The sequence below is a fragment of the Nitrosospira sp. Nsp14 genome, from assembly GCF_900113575.1.
In the GTDB taxonomy this organism is placed as follows: Bacteria; Pseudomonadota; Gammaproteobacteria; order Burkholderiales; family Nitrosomonadaceae; genus Nitrosospira.
The window spans coordinates 61,959-77,289 of the sequence record NZ_FOPV01000010.1 but is presented as its reverse complement, the minus strand read 5'-3'; the positions used below and the strand labels follow the sequence as shown (position 1 = coordinate 77,289).

General features: G+C 56.4%; 12 protein-coding genes. 7 read left to right on the top strand and 5 right to left on the bottom strand.

All coding sequences use genetic code 11. The annotated features are described in order from the left end of the window. Nucleotides 1-120: 120 nt before the first annotated feature. The 3 genes from ispH to BM022_RS08220 form a co-directional block, all read right to left on the bottom strand. Nucleotides 121-1,065, bottom strand: coding sequence for a 4-hydroxy-3-methylbut-2-enyl diphosphate reductase (gene ispH, locus BM022_RS08230; RefSeq protein ID WP_091138476.1), 945 nt, complete (start codon nucleotides 1,063-1,065; stop codon nucleotides 121-123). A 207-nt stretch (nucleotides 1,066-1,272) separates the two neighbouring features. Continuing rightward, nucleotides 1,273-2,208 carry a cobalamin-binding protein gene (locus tag BM022_RS08225; RefSeq protein ID WP_256209059.1) on the bottom strand — a complete coding sequence of 312 codons (936 nt, stop codon included), beginning with the start codon at nucleotides 2,206-2,208 and terminating at the stop codon, nucleotides 1,273-1,275. 135 nt (nucleotides 2,209-2,343) lie between these two features. After that, nucleotides 2,344-3,462 (bottom strand): 3-deoxy-7-phosphoheptulonate synthase, encoded by a 1,119-nt coding sequence (locus BM022_RS08220; protein ID WP_091138397.1) that lies wholly within the window; start codon nucleotides 3,460-3,462, stop codon nucleotides 2,344-2,346. Between the two features lie 214 nt (nucleotides 3,463-3,676). Here BM022_RS08220 and miaA point away from each other — a divergent pair, with 214 nt between their 5' ends. From miaA to BM022_RS08185, 7 genes are all read left to right on the top strand, one after another. Beyond that, nucleotides 3,677-4,666, top strand: a complete 990-nt coding sequence (gene miaA, locus BM022_RS08215; protein WP_091138395.1) for a tRNA (adenosine(37)-N6)-dimethylallyltransferase MiaA — start codon at nucleotides 3,677-3,679, stop codon at nucleotides 4,664-4,666. Nucleotides 4,667-4,716: 50 nt separating this feature from the next. After that, a complete protein-coding gene (locus BM022_RS08210; RefSeq protein WP_091138474.1) occupies nucleotides 4,717-5,049 on the top strand; it encodes a BON domain-containing protein in 333 nt (110 codons plus the stop codon). Nucleotides 5,050-5,272: 223 nt separating this feature from the next. Continuing rightward, nucleotides 5,273-7,636 carry an acyl-CoA dehydrogenase gene (locus tag BM022_RS08205; protein ID WP_371264310.1) on the top strand — a complete coding sequence of 788 codons (2,364 nt, stop codon included), beginning with the start codon at nucleotides 5,273-5,275 and terminating at the stop codon, nucleotides 7,634-7,636. Between the two features lie 79 nt (nucleotides 7,637-7,715). Then, nucleotides 7,716-9,557 carry an AMP-dependent synthetase/ligase gene (locus BM022_RS08200; protein ID WP_091138392.1) on the top strand — a complete coding sequence of 614 codons (1,842 nt, stop codon included), beginning with the start codon at nucleotides 7,716-7,718 and terminating at the stop codon, nucleotides 9,555-9,557. 32 nt (nucleotides 9,558-9,589) lie between these two features. Continuing rightward, on the top strand, nucleotides 9,590-10,006 hold the full coding sequence (locus BM022_RS08195) for an acyl-CoA thioesterase (protein WP_091138391.1): 417 nt from the start codon (nucleotides 9,590-9,592) through the stop codon (nucleotides 10,004-10,006). A 35-nt stretch (nucleotides 10,007-10,041) separates the two neighbouring features. Beyond that, nucleotides 10,042-12,591 carry a 3-hydroxyacyl-CoA dehydrogenase/enoyl-CoA hydratase family protein gene (locus BM022_RS08190; protein ID WP_091138389.1) on the top strand — a complete coding sequence of 850 codons (2,550 nt, stop codon included), beginning with the start codon at nucleotides 10,042-10,044 and terminating at the stop codon, nucleotides 12,589-12,591. Nucleotides 12,592-12,754: 163 nt separating this feature from the next. Beyond that, the gene (locus BM022_RS08185) at nucleotides 12,755-13,957 is read left to right on the top strand and encodes an acetyl-CoA C-acyltransferase (protein ID WP_091138387.1); all 1,203 of its coding nucleotides are present in this window, start codon (nucleotides 12,755-12,757) and stop codon (nucleotides 13,955-13,957) included. 156 nt (nucleotides 13,958-14,113) lie between these two features. Here BM022_RS08185 and BM022_RS08180 read toward each other — a convergent pair whose 3' ends face one another. Together BM022_RS08180 and BM022_RS08175 are read right to left on the bottom strand one after the other, a co-directional pair. Then, a complete protein-coding gene (locus tag BM022_RS08180; RefSeq protein ID WP_091138472.1) occupies nucleotides 14,114-14,302 on the bottom strand; it encodes a DUF3460 family protein in 189 nt (62 codons plus the stop codon). Nucleotides 14,303-14,395: 93 nt separating this feature from the next. Further along, nucleotides 14,396-15,172 (bottom strand): polyamine aminopropyltransferase, encoded by a 777-nt coding sequence (locus BM022_RS08175; protein WP_091138386.1) that lies wholly within the window; start codon nucleotides 15,170-15,172, stop codon nucleotides 14,396-14,398. Nucleotides 15,173-15,331 lie beyond the last annotated feature (159 nt).

The following is a 15,331-nucleotide window of genomic DNA, read 5'->3' as shown; positions in this document are numbered from 1 at the left end:
CAGCCAAATCAAGGAGGTGCGCGATCAAGTTAATGGCGTGCAGTTGCTTCCAAAGCGGCGTCTCAACCTTGGCGGCTTGTGGGCGCACTCTATCGGGGTAACGTACTAGAAATCATTCAGTCAATTCTTCGGCAACGGAAAGACTACCGACTCGACCACGCCGCTCAATTCTTCCACCACCACTTCCCTTCCAGCCTGACCCGCGCCGATCTGCCTGAGGCGCGAGATCACCTCCTGCACGAGCACTTCAGGTGCCGAAGCGCCAGCGGTAATGCCGATGCGATCCTTTCCTTCCAGCCATGTCTCCAGCAGTTGCTCGGCCCTATCTATCATATAGGCATCAACCCCCGCATTTCTTGCAACTTCGCACAAGCGGTTCGAGTTGGAACTGTTAGGCGACCCCACCACGATAACCAGGTCACACTGCTTTACCATCATCTTTACGGCATCCTGCCGATTTTGCGTAGCGTAGCAAATATCGTCCTTTTTCGGCCCGGTGATGTTCGGAAATCGCCTCTTCAGCGCCCTGATGACCCGCGTCGCGTCATCCACCGACAATGTGGTCTGGGTAACGTAAGCCAAGTGATTCGGGTCCTTCACCTGCAAATTTTCGACATCTTCTTCTGTTTCCACCAGGTACATATACGGCCCGTCTCCTTCAGCCTGCCCCATTGTGCCTTCCACCTCCGGATGCCCGGCGTGCCCGATCATGATGATTTCCCGTCCCTGCTCGCGCATTTTCGCAACTTCGATGTGAACTTTTGTCACCAGCGGGCACGTGGCGTCGAATACCTTGAACTGTTGCGCCTCCGCTTCCCGCCGCACCTCGTGCGATACGCCGTGCGCACTGAAGATCAGTATGCTGCCCACCGGCACTTCATCGAGGTTTTCTACGAACACCGCCCCTTTTTTTTCCAGATTCTCCACGACGAAACGGTTATGCACCACTTCGTGGCGCACGTAGATCGGCGCGCCATGCATACTCAGCGCGCGTTCTACGATTTCAATCGCGCGGTCCACTCCGGCGCAGAAACCGCGAGGGTTCGCAAGCAATACCTTGATCATTTGTTCATTCTCCATAAAAACCATTCAGTTCTGGCGCCGTTCGGCGCTCAGCATGGCGGCGATCCGTAGCCCGCGTGGAAGACTGACGCGTTGCAAAAAACGCTGGACCGTTATTCTAGACTATTCATATATTTACTCAAGTAAACTCTTGCCCTTTTCCATTATCCTCTACATTCGAAAATTGGCAGGTCCGGCAATAACACAGGCTTAACTAGTCAGTTCCGGGAACAGATCGGACCCGTTTTTTTCCCCAACTGCGCGGACACTTTCCAAGTGCGCGCAAACGGCGCTTGCCGCCGCGAGCGTGCGAACGGTCTGACGATTGATGAGATCAGGCTGCACAAAAAATATATGATTGTTTCGAACCGCACTCATTTGAGAGAAGCGTCGCGATCGAGCGCGCGATCCGGATTCGTCGAGTTCAAGCGAGACACTGCTAATGATGGCGTCAGGGTCGGCCGTCAGCAGATCTTCCTCGGATACGACTAGCGTCAGGGAGGGCGTGGACGCAAACACATTGATGCCGCCGCATATGTTTATGATACCGCTTGCCATATGATGGCCATTTATGGTCATTAGCGGTTGATCCCAGATCAACTGGAACACGCTTATTTTATTACGCCTCCCATAGCGGCGTTTGATCTGCTGCAACTCCTCTTCATACGCCCTGGCTGCTGATTCCGCTTGCGCGGATGTGCCCGCGAGTATTCCGACTATGCGCAGCAGGCGCGGAATATCCTCAAGCTGAGCCGCCTCTGAGGCAAAGACGGTCACACCCAGTTTTTCAAGCTTTCCAATATCCGCGCCGCTATTGCCGCTATGCCATGCAATCACCAGATCAGGCTTTAGCGCGAGAATTCTTTCAAAATCCAGGCCGGAGGCGTCCCCGACTTCAGGCACTGATTTCGCGCCATCGGGGTAATCGCTGTAACGGCTCGCACCAACCAATTTGCTGCCGGCCCCGGCGGAGAAAACCAGTTCCGTAATACTCGGGGAGAGCGATACGATGCGATCGGCGAAATGGTCCAGACGGATGCGACGCCCGCGATCATCGATCAAGCTGAGTGGAGCCACTGACAGCACATCCGGCCTGAAGACCTCGTCTGGGGCGTCAGCGTGGCCGCTTTCGGTCGAAGCCGGCACCGCTCCCGAAAGTAAAAACGGAAACAATAAAATACTGTACCGTATTTTATCGCGATGCATGGAGGCGCAGATGTTTTAGAGCAGATAATCCCAAGATTATAGCTCTACCCCGGTTACGGACCAAACAGAGTGGGACTATGCGTCGGCATAGCGTTCAGCCAGTACTACACGCTGCTGGTAAGCCTGGCGAGCGATGCGAACATCTTCCAGAAAAAACGGCAGCTCCTTGATTAGCAGCGCTTGCGGTCCATCCACAAGCGCCTTGCTCGGCACTGGGTGGAAATCCACCAGTACCATATTGGCGCCAGCGATGATGCCTTGGGCGGTTGCATGCATGATATCGAGGATGCCATCAGGAGATGTCGCACGCAGCCCCACCGAGTGGGAGGGATCAATGCAAACCGGCATGCGCGTCAGGCGCTTGACCACGGGCACATGGGCAAAGTCCACGAAATTGCGATGAGGATCGCCCATGTTGGTTTTCATGCCCCGCAGCCCGAAGACGACTTTGCGGTTTCCTTCGGAAGCCAGGTATTCAGCGGCGTTGAGCGACTCATCCAGCGTGATGCCGAAACCGCGCTTGATCAATACAGGCAACTCCTGTTGGCGGCCCACGATTTTGAGCAGCTCGAAATTTTGCGTGTTGCGCGTACCGATCTGCAGCATGATACCCGTGGAGTTGCCTGTCACGTAAAGCGCCTCGCAGATCTCCTCTAAATGGGATTCATGAGTGATTTCCATGGCAATCACCTTGATTCCGTACTTGCCGGCCAGCTCAAATACATAAGGCAGGCAAGCCTTGCCGTGGCCTTGAAACGAATACGGGCTGGTGCGCGGCTTATATGCGCCCATGCGGGTGCATATCTGGCCGTTGTCGCGCAGGGCCCGCATCATCAACTCGACATGCTCCAGAGTATCCACGGCGCATAATCCGGCAAAAACGTTCAGGGTATCCTGCCCAAAGCGCACGCCGTTATAGTCGAAGTATGTGGCCCGGTTATCGTTCTTGTGCCGGCCAAGAACGCGATATTCCTCGGAAATCCTGACGACGCGATCAACGCAGGGCAGGCTCTGCATATCCTCGACAGGAAGCGCTTTGGTATTTCCAATCAAATATACCTCTGTGAGCGTCTGCTCACTGCCCACTTCAGTGTGCACGCGCGTAGAAATACCCGGCAGGTTGGCGAGATGCGTCAGCAACTGCTTATATTCGGGACTGTCAGGCCGGATGTCCGGACTTAAAACAAGGATCATGGAAGGAGCGTGGAAAATGTTGATAAGCCGGCGCGGGAAGCCGCGGCGGGGCGGAGATACGCGATTCTAAACGAAAAAACCGGCACTTGCCATTTCATCACTGAACGCGTTTAATGACTTGCTGACATACGCGCTGTGTCCCCCCTGCAGTTCAAAGTTTCAAGAAGTAAACAATCGGGCACTCGAATCCGGTACAAGTGTCTACGCCCTACTCATGACAACGCAAAGCCCGAAAATCCTGCGACCCGAGTCATCGGGCAGTTCGCCCGCAATTTTTCTGATGGGGCCCACCGCCAGCGGGAAAAGCCGCAGCGCGCTGGCAATCGCGCAGCGACTGCCGGTAGAAATCGTAAGCGTGGATTCAGCCCAGGTCTACCGGTACATGGATATCGGCACAGCCAAGCCTGGCGCCGAGTCGCAGGCCGGCGTCCCACACCATCTTATCGACTTGATAGATCCGCATGAGCGCTATTCCGCTGCGCACTTTCTCGATGATGCGCTGCGCGCAATGGGGGAAATTACGCAACGCGGCAATATTCCGTTACTTACCGGCGGCACCATGCTCTATTTCAGGACACTTCTGGAAGGTCTTTCGCCACTCCCTTCCGCTAACGACAGCTTACGCGCAGCAATTGAAACCAGAGCTCGAAAAAAAGGCTGGCCAGGGATGCATGCAGACCTGGTTTTGCTCGACCCGGCCAGCGCGGAGCGTATAAAACCTACCGATAGCCAGCGTATCCAGCGGGCGCTGGAGGTGTGCTACCTTACCGGCAAACCCATGTCTGAAATCCTTCGGCAATCCAAATCTGTTCATTTCCCTTATCACGCAATCCGGATAGCCCTTATCCCCGGCGATCGCACGGCGTTGCACCAACGCATCGCCCAGCGGTTCGATGAAATGCTCAGGCTGGGATTGATTGATGAGGTACGGGCAATCCGTGATAAATTCTCTCTCAACGAGGAAAGCCCTTCAATGCGTTGCGTCGGCTACCGGCAAATGTTGATGTATCTCGACAGAAAAGTCGATGCCGTAACGGCGCGGGAAAAGGCAGTGGCGGCCACGCGGCAACTGGCGAAGCGCCAACTCACCTGGCTTCGCGCCATGACGGACGTGCACGAATTTGATTGCATGGCGGAAAATCTGCCGGAACAGGTGTGCAACTATCTGCTGAATGCTAGCCTAAAACCCCCCGTGGTTTCATAATTGCACTGATTCAGCCGGTTGTGTTCTAACCAATTGTGATGGGAGAAAAGATGAACGATAAGCTCGGATTAGTGACTTTGATCCTTATCGCCGCCTTATCCGTCGCGGCTTGTGGAAACGAGGAAAAGGTGCACGAGTCGTGGAAAACGCCACCAGCAAAGGCGGAAGTAGACGACAGCACGCTCGTCAGCACAATCAAATCCGCATTGAAGGCCGACCCCGAAGTAAGGCATCTGGATATCGGAGTGGACGCGGAGAATGGAACTGTAATGCTCAGCGGCGTAGTGGATAATCAGGCCCAGATGGACCGGGTAAACATGCTGACATGGATGGTCGAAGGCATCAAGAAGGTGGACAACAAGATGAGCCTGCGTACCAGTTGAGCAAGTTCGCGAAAGGCGCACGCGTTACGTATTTACCTTCAAGCGCGGCTGCTGCGAACAACTGATCTATAAGGAGTGCCGCGACTGCCGCTTTACTGGTTGCGGTAAAATTAGGCGTTGACTGCCTTGCACTTTTTGTCATCAGGCCCGCTTCACGGAGGACTTGTCCGGAGGTTCCAGAAAGTAATGCGGTGTTAGCCGCGCAAACTTGCGCAGGGAAATTATTTTGAGTTCTTCTTTGTTTGTGACGCTGGGTCTGATTGTTAGCGTCATTCTTTTCGCCCCCCCGGTGCGACGTGTGCTCATTTCTGACCGGCTGCTCAAAATTTTTCGCAGAATCCTGCCTCAGGTATCGCAAACCGAGCAGGAAGCGCTGGATGCGGGAACCATATGGTGGGAAGGAGAGTTGTTCAGCGGAGCCCCGAACTGGTACAAACTGCTGGCTTACCCCAAGCCTAAACTCAGCACCGAGGAAAAAGCTTTTCTTGGCGGACCGGTTGAAGAGCTCTGCCGCATGCTCGACGAGTGGACCATTACGCGTGAACTGCATGATCTGCCGCCACAGGTGTGGCAATTCATCAAGACGAACGGTTTTTTCGGCATGATCATTCCGAAGAAATATGGTGGTCTTGGCTTTTCCGCGCTGGCGCATTCAGAAGTGGTCATGAAAATCAGCTCGCGCAGCGGCACTGCCGCAGTCTCGGTGATGGTGCCAAACTCGCTGGGTCCATCCGAGTTGCTGCTGCAATACGGAACCGAGGAGCAAAAAGATCATTATCTGCCGCGTCTTGCCAAAGGCGTGGAAATCCCCTGTTTTGCGCTCACCGGGCCGGAGGCGGGTTCGGACGCGGGCGCGATTCCGGATACCGGAATTGTCTGTCATGGCCAACACAATGGCGACGAGCATGTGCTTGGCATACGTCTTACCTGGGAGAAACGTTACATCACCTTGGGGCCGGTGGCAACGCTTCTTGGGCTTGCATTCAAGTTGCATGATCCGGACGGGCTGCTGGGGGGCGAGGAAGATCTCGGCATAACCCTGGCTCTCATCCCCACGAATACACCTGGCGTCAACATCGGACGCCGGCACTTTCCACTTGATGCCGCATTTCAGAATGGTCCCAATTCCGGAAAGGATGTGTTCATCCCGCTGGACTGGGTGATCGGGGGACGCGATGGAGTGGGATACGGCTGGCGCATGCTGGTAAATTGCCTGGCGGTGGGCCGGTCGATCTCCTTGCCCGCGACCAGTACCGGTGCAGCCAAGCTTGCTACCCGCACCAGCGGCGCATATGGCAGAGTACGGGTGCAGTTCAAAACGCCGATAGGCCGCTTTGAAGGGGTGGAAGAGGTGCTCAGCCGAATCGGCGGCAACACGTACATGATGAATGCCGCGCGGGTCATGACCGCAGGCGCAGTGGACCTGGGTGAAAAACCTTCGGTGATTTCGGCCATCGTCAAATACCATCTTACCGAACGTGGACGCCAGGCGATAAACGACGCGATGGATGTGCATGGGGGAAAAGGAATCTGCCTGGGACCCAGCAACTACTTGGGGCGCGGCTATCAGCAAATCCCCGTCAGCATCACCGTGGAGGGGGCGAATATCCTCACTCGCAATATGATCATATTCGGCCAGGGCGCCATACGCTGCCATCCCTACCTTTTAAGGGAAATCAGCGCGGCGAACGATAGAAACGCGGAGCGCGCGTCCCAGCATTTCGACAAAGCACTGGCAGGGCACGTAGCATACACGCTCAGCAATGGTGCGCGTACTTTCCTTCATGGGCTGACCGGTGGAACGCTCGCAAGCGCTCCCGGCAGCGTCGCTCCTGAAACCCAACGTTATTACAGCCAGCTGACCCGATTCTCAGCAGCTTTTGCTTTTCTCGCCGATATATCGTTGCTGACTCTAGGCGGCGCACTCAAGCGCAAAGAGAGAATATCTGCCCGCCTCGGCGATATTCTCAGTATGCTCTATTTATGCTCGGCTGCCCTGAAACGCTTTGAAGACGACGGCCGCCCTACAGCGGATCTGCCATTGCTTCACTGGTCCGTTCAGGATGCGCTCTACCGCATGCAACACGCATTCGAGGGCTTATTGAATAACTTCCCCGGCAAGGCGGCCACCGCCAGCCTTCTGCGGTTCATGGTCTTTCCCCTGGGCACCGCATTCTCACCACCATCGGATAAAGTTAGCCATGAAGTGGCAAAGCTGATGCTATCCGCAGGCGAAGCGCGCGATCGACTGACAGAGGGCATCTTTATACCTGATTCCGCTGATGAGCCGTTGAGCGTCCTCGAACAAGCGCTACAGTGCGCCGAGGTGTGCGATGCAGTGGAGGCAAAGTTGCGGGCGGCGGTCAAAACAGGCCGCATCCCGGCCGAGGGCGAGGAAAAAATTTCCGCTGCGCTCAAGCAGCGCGTCATCACTTCCAATGAACTGGAGCTGATGGCGGGAATGAAATCTCTGCGACGCCGGGTCATCATGGTTGATGATTTCCCCCCCGATTTTGGCACCAATTCAATCGCATCAGCCACTGCGACCGAATCTGCTCCTGTTGCACCGCTGCCGGCAGACGCGTGAGAGCAATGCAAGGACAAACGGCGAAGCCCCGCGCAGGTCTTCCACACGAGAAACGACAATAACAATAGACGGAACGATTATGCAGCCAACTCAACACCAGCAATCGGACATCATCCGAGTTGAGACCGCCGTCACGCTCGATGGGCTTTTTCGCGAAAGAGTGCGGCGCTCGCCTCAGAAGGTGGCCTATCGGGATTACGATCGCTCAACTGGAAAGTGGCGCGACCTCACCTGGTCGCAAATGGATGAACGGATAGCTCATTGGCAGCAGGCGTTGGCGCGGGAAAACCTTTCCCCCGGGGACAGGGTCGCGATAATGTTGAGGAATTGCCCGGAATGGGTCACTTTCGAGCATGCCGCGCTGCGACTGGGGCTTGTGGTAGTACCGCTTTACACGGCTGACAGGCCGGAGAACGCCGCGCATATTCTGTGCGATGCGGGTGTAAAGGTACTGTTGCTGGAGGAACCCGCGCAATGGGACGCGTTTTCCGAGGTACGGCGCCAGATAACTGGTCTCGTGCGTGTCATTACCATACAGGGAAGTGAAAGAAAGGCCGAGGACGGGTTCGTACTTGCGCTGCATGACTGGCTTCCGGGGGAACTGGTCGAACGAGCGCCGGACGAAGCTGGCCAAAGGGGGGTTGCCCAACTTGATCCACATCAGTTGGCAACGATCATCTACACCTCCGGCACTTCCGGCCGACCCAAGGGCGTAATGCTGAGCCACCATAATATCCTTACCAATGCGCACAGCTGCCTGCAGGTTGTGCATATCAGGCCGGACGATCTTCTGCTTTCGTTTCTTCCCCTATCCCATACTTTTGAGCGCACTGGGGGATATTACGCCCCAATGATGGGTGGCGCGACGGTGGCCCACGCCCGCTCAGTTCACCAATTGCAGGAGGATTTGCTGACCATCCGCCCTACTATTCTGGTGTCGGTACCGCGGATCTATGAGCGTATCTACGCCGGAATTCGCGTCAAGCTGGCGGAAAGTTCGGTGTTGAGTGTAAAACTGTTCGAACTCGCGGTTGCGATCGGCTATAGCCGTTTCGAGTGTCGGCAGGGGCGCGGCCCGAGGCGGATGTCTCATCTGCTATGGCCGGTACTGAAACTGCTGGTAGCAAAAAAAGTAATGGATAAACTCGGCGGGCGGCTGCGCGGGGCGATGAGCGGGGGCGCAGCGCTGTCGAGCGAAGTTGCCAGGATCTTTATCGGCCTGGGGCTGCCGGTATTGCAAGGCTACGGCATGACCGAAACAAGTCCGGTTGTGTGCGCCAATACCGTCGAAGATAACGTTCCTACCAGCGTGGGGCGGCCTATTCCAGGGGTGGAAGTAAAATTGGGCGAGCAGAACGCCTTGCTTATCCACGGACCGAACGTGATGCTGGGGTACTGGAACAACCCAGAGGCCACCCGGGCAATCTTATCGCCGGATGGCTGGTTGAATTCGGGCGATATTGCCCGTATCGATCAACATGGGCGCGTAACCATCACCGGGCGCCTCAAGGAAATCATCGTCATGTCCACAGGGGAGAAAGTGCCGCCCGCGGATATGGAAGCCGCAATCCTGCGCGACCCGCTATTCGAACAGGTGATGCTGATCGGTGAAGGCCGTTCGTATTTGGCCGCGCTTGTAGTCCTGAATTCACGCAATTGGGAAAGTGTTGCGGGACAGTACGGTCTCCATCCGGACTGGCATCACCTTTTACGCAACCCGAAGCTTGAGGAAATCCTGCTGGAACGCATCAGCCGTCAGATAAAAGAATTCCCCGGCTATGCCAGGCTATACCGCGTGGCCTTGGCGCAGGAACCATGGACCGTGGAAAATGGCATGTTAACTCCGACCCTAAAGCTGCGGCGAGGGCACGTGATGGAACATTACAAAGCCGAGGTAGTCCGGCTTTACGAAGGGCACTGAGCAGAATCGCACGAGGAGACGTCGAGGCAAACATGAACGCATACCCGGAACCTGATGCGACTCTGCCGGACGGACGCGACCCGGTCCTCCGGTTGGTGCCCATGCCCACCGATACCAACTACGCGGGCGACGTCTTCGGCGGCTGGATCATGGCGCAGGTGGATATTGCCGGCAGTCTGCCCGCAATCCGGCGCGCACGCGGACGTGTGGTTACAGTAGCGGTGAACTCCTTCGTGTTCAAACAGCCGGTATTTGTTGGAGACGTCGTAAGTTTCTATGCGGAAATCGTCAAGGTCGGACGTACCTCTATCACGGTGGATGTGGCCGTGTATGCCCAGCGGGGGCTGCGTGAAGGAAACCACGAAATATGCAGCAGGGTGACGGAAGCGGTCTTGACTTATGTGGCGGTGGACGAGAATCGCAAACCGCGAGCCGTTCCTCAGGACTGAGCAACACGGGTGACACGTGAACAAATGGGGGTAACATGAATAATTCCAAACTCATCGTGCGCAAAGCCGCTGTTCTCGGCGCAGGTGTGATGGGTGCGCAGATTGCTGCCCATCTTGTCAATGCAAACATCGAGACGCTGTTATTCGAGCTTCCCGCCGAGCAGGGCGAGTCGAACGCAAACGTCATCAAGGCGGTCGAAAGCCTGAAAAAACAGGACCCTCCCCCACTGTCGGTTGCAGCCAAAGCCGCCTCTATCCAGCCTGCAAATTATGCCGAGCACCTCGATTTTCTTAAAGAGTGCGATATCGTGATCGAGGCCATCGCGGAACGGATGGACTGGAAAAGCGAATTGTATAAAAAAGTCGCGCTGCACCTGGGCGAACATACCATTTTCGCCAGCAACACATCCGGCCTCTCGATCAATGAGCTGGCCCGAGCGCTTCCCGAAGCGTTGCGTCATCGCTTTTGCGGGATTCATTTTTTCAATCCGCCGCGATACATGCACTTGGCTGAACTGATCGCCTGCACGGATAGCGACGACGCCATGCTCGACGACCTGGAATCGTTCCTGGTTACCTACCTCGGCAAGGGTGTCATCCGTGCAAAAGATACGCCCAATTTCATCGCCAATCGGATCGGTGTATTTTCCATGCTCGCCACCATGCATCACGCGAGCAGGTTTGGTCTCCAATTCGGCGTGGTGGATGCTTTAACCGGACCCCTGATCGGCCGCCCAAAAAGCGCGACTTTCCGTACCGCCGATGTGGTAGGACTGGACATCCTCGCGCATGTGATCGAGACCATGCGCGACACCCTTCCGCATGATCCATGGCACAAATACTTCGTTGTGCCCGGCTGGCACAAAGCATTGATTGACGGCGGCGCCCTCGGGCAGAAAACCAGGCGCGGAGTCTACAAGAAAATCGGCGATGAGATACATGAACTGGATGTTGCCCGAAACACCTACCAGCCGTCCACGGCGAAGCCTGACGACGACATAAAGGAACTGCTTAAACGCAAAAATCCGGCCGAGAAGCTCGCCGCCCTGCGGAAGAATTCGAATCCGCAAGCGCAATTCCTGTGGGCCATATTCCGCGATGTATTTCATTATTGCGCCGTGCATCTCGAAGCTATTGCCGACAACGCGCGCGATCTGGATTTCGCAATGCGCTGGGGCTTTGGCTGGACTCAGGGACCTTTTGAAATCTGGCAGGCGGCGGGCTGGAATGAAGTTGCCCGCTGGATAAACGAGGATATCGTGTCAGGCGCAAGCATGAGCGACGTGCCGCTGCCGGAGTGGGTGAAGCAGGCAGGGCAAAGTATCGATCAAGGTGAAAACAGGGACATCAGCTGGGGCGTACACACGCCGCACGGCTCCTACTCTCCGTCCTTTAATGATTTCCGGCCGCGCTCCACGCTGCCTGTCTATCGGCGCCAGCTGTTTCCCGACCGGCTGCTGAGTGAGCGCGCGGAGTACGGCGTGACCATATTCGAGACGGACGCGGTGCGTATGTGGCATACCTCTGGCGAGCCGGGCAGGGAAGGAATCAACGAAGACGGTATCGCTATACTCAGCTTCAAAAGCAAGATGCATACGATCGGCAGTGACGTGCTGGATGGCGTGCAGCAGGCGGTAGAGGAAGCCGAACGCAGCTGGCGTGCACTGGTTATCTGGCAAACGGAACCACCATTCTCAGCTGGCGCGAATCTTCAAAAAGCCACCGAGCGCCTTAAAAGCAGTGAGCCGCCCTCAGCCTTCAGCCTGCTGGCCAGAAAGCTCAGGAAATCGGCCCAGTCCGCCGCGCTTAAGGCCGCCCGAAGTCTTCATCTTGCCGACGCCCTGATGGCGGGAAAGCTGGCGGAGGTGGAGGCAATGGTGGCCCAATTCCAGCAGACATCGCAAGACCTCAGGTATTCGATGATCCCGACGGTCGCGGCAGTGGATGGGCTCGCGCTGGGCGGCGGCTGCGAGTTCGTGATGCACTGCGACCGCGTGGTTGCCACCATGGAAAGCTACATCGGACTGGTCGAGGCGGGGGTGGGGCTGCTGCCGGCCGGTGGAGGCTGCAAGGAGCTGGCCTTGAGAGCAGCGCAGGACGCAAAGGATGGCGACCCCTTCCCCCGGCTGAGAAACTACTTCCAGAATGTCGCCACCGCTCAGTTGGGCAAAAGCGCGGAGCATGCGAAGGAATTGGGTTATCTCCGCCCGGCGGACCCCATTGTAATGAACCGCTTCGAGCTACTTTACGTCGCCAAGGCCCAGGCGGCGGCACTGGCCGAGGCAGGCTACCGACCACCGTTACGGGCGCGCAATATCCCGGTGGCAGGCTCTACCGGGATCGCCACCATTAAAGGCTTGCTTGTGAACATGCGCGAAGGCAACTTCATTTCAGAGCATGACTACCTGATCGGCACCAAAATCGCCCACGTCATGTGCGGAGGCGAGCTGACGCCCGGCAGCCTGGTCGATGAAGAATGGTTTTTAGAGCTGGAGCGGTCCGCCTTTATAGAACTGCTGGCGACCGAGAAAACTCAGGCGCGCGTCGAGCATACGCTGAAGACAGGAAAGCCGTTGCGGAACTAGCGAGGGTTGAAAAGCACTAAGCCAAAAACCAGGATGTATCGTTTCCTGTCATGCATGAATGCCTCCTCATGCCCTTGGAAAGGGTAACGTCACGCAGGGCAGGGGGCTGCGGCAGCGATGATGAACACAAGTTAAACGCTAAGGGGATTCCCAAGGAGATTCGATGGCTACCGATAAAATTCAGGATGCCTATATCGTTGCTGCCGTGCGAACACCGGTTGGCAAGGCGCCGCGAGGCATGTTCAAAACCGTGCGCCCGGACGACATGTTGGCACATGTATTGAAAGCAGCAGTGCATCAGTGCCCGGGGCTTGATCGGGCGGCAATCGACGACGTGATTGCGGGCTGCGCCATGCCTGAGGCGGAACAGGGCATGAATGTCGCGCGCATTGCGCTCCTGTTGGCGGGGCTGCCGGATAGCGTGCCGGGGATGACCATCAATCGCTTTTGTGCATCCGGACTGCAAGCGGTGGCGCTGGCCGCGGACCGCATCCGCCTGGGCCACGCGGACGTAATCATCGGCGCCGGGACGGAAAGCATGAGCATGGTACCCATGATGGGCAACAAGGTATCATTTGACCCAGCGATATTCCAGCATGACGAGAACGTCGCGATTGCCTATGGAATGGGTATAACAGGGGAAAAAGTTGCGCAGCGATGGCACGTCAGCCGGGAGTCTCAGGATGAATTTGCCGTAGCCAGCCATGAAAAAGCGCTCAAGGCTACCGCAACAGGGGAATTCAAGCAGGAAATCGCACCCTATACGGTGGAGGAGAAGCGCCCTGATCTGGCCTCCCATGATATTCGCGAGGTATCGGTGGTGCGGGAGACGGACGAAGGACCGCGCCCCGGTACGACGCCCGAGGTGCTTTCGAAGTTAAAACCGGTGTTCGCCGCCAACGGCTCGGTGACGGCAGGCAACAGCTCGCAGACGTCGGACGGCGCGGGCGCGGTCATCGTGGCGAGCGAGGCCGCGCTAAAACGTTTCAATCTCACCCCTATCGCACGCTTCCTTGGTTACTCAGTAGCGGGTGTGCCGCCGGAAATCATGGGCATTGGCCCGATCAAGGCGATACCGAAAGCACTGAAGCAGGTTGGACTGAAACAGGAGGATCTCGACTGGATCGAATTGAACGAAGCCTTTGCGGCGCAGAGCTTGGCAGTCATCAACGATCTGAGACTGGATCGTAACAAGGTGAACCCATTGGGTGGTGCAATTGCGCTTGGTCATCCGCTGGGCGCGACCGGCGCCATCCGTGTCGCGACATTGCTGCATGGGCTGCGACGGCATAATCAGAAATACGGTATGGTCACGATGTGCGTGGGCACCGGCATGGGCGCCGCTGGTGTATTCGAAGCGCTTTAGTTCTTTGGCGCTTTAGTACCTTGGTGAGCGCTTGCAAGCGCTCATCCCCGCCCACCCCCCCTTAATGCGGTTTATCGACGTGTGCGGGATCGCGAGGAGTGCGGAAGCGCGGGACCTCGCGTATGAATACGTCAAACCCTCCGCTTATTTCCCTAATTATTTGCCGAAATAGACGTAGGCTTTCTGTGGAACACCCGCCTCCTTGAAGCGCTTGCGCTCATCGAGGTCGAGTTTTTTATCCCACCAGATCGCTCGCGCCTCTTTCTGAGCTTGCGGCAGTCGCGGGTTTTTCTCAAATAATTCGCGCATGAATTTTGTGTGCTCGGATTCGTACAGTTGTGGCATCTCTTGTCTCCTTTCGTTGCCTTTTTTCCATTTTACACCAACCCAAAACTTTACCACAGCCCACAGCGGCATGGCTGAGCTCGGGTGCGAAATTCATACGGGACTGCTCCGCTGTAGCTTGGTGACAAACCGGGTGAAGGGCAAAGCGAGTTCTGTTTCGAGATCGCACGCGCGCGACGCCAGATTTTCCCAAACCCGTTTGCCGGGGCTGTGCTTGAAAGCAAAGACGATCACATTTCCATGCGGCTCAACCATTACCGACGCGACGCGTCCATTGAAACTGTTCTCGATGCGGCTCATGTAATCGTGGAACCTCTTGTCTCTGCTGAGCAGATTGACCACCAGTACACCGTTTCGTTTCAGCGCGACGCGAGCGGAGTCATAGAAATCCGTGGTACACAGCGCCGACACCTGACAGCCTTCGTCGAAACCGTCCACCATCACGACATCTGCGGTCTCTGGATGGCCCGCGAGGTATTCGCTTCCTTCGGCGATCCGTACCTGCAGACGGTCGTCATCACCCGGCACAAAAAAGTAACTGCGAGCCACCGCAACCACTTCCGGGTTGATTTCGACCACGACGGTCCGGGTCAGCGGCAGGCTGTGGTATACGAATTTGGCCAGCGAGCCGCCGCCGAGGCCGATCATCAAAATGTCTCGGGGATGAGGATGAAACAGCAAAAAACCCATCATGTACTGGGTGTATACCAGTTGCAGGTCATTGGGCGCTTTCAGCAGCATCGCGCTTTGCACCATGCTGCTGCCCAGATGAAGGCAGCGCACGCCACCCTCCTCGCTCAACTCGATAGCGGGAAACTTGTTCGCGCCCCACCGGGCCTGTCTTGCGGGAAATCCTCGTCCTGAACGCATGCGCTTATTCGTAATTAGATGATACTTTACAAGCGGGTATATTTAGCCTAGTTTACATGACGCGGGATGCAGTGACCGCATAGACGAGAAGACGTCGAAGGCTTCCAGCCCATCCCTCAAAGACGAATGCAGGACAATAGTTGATCTCATTCAGAGACT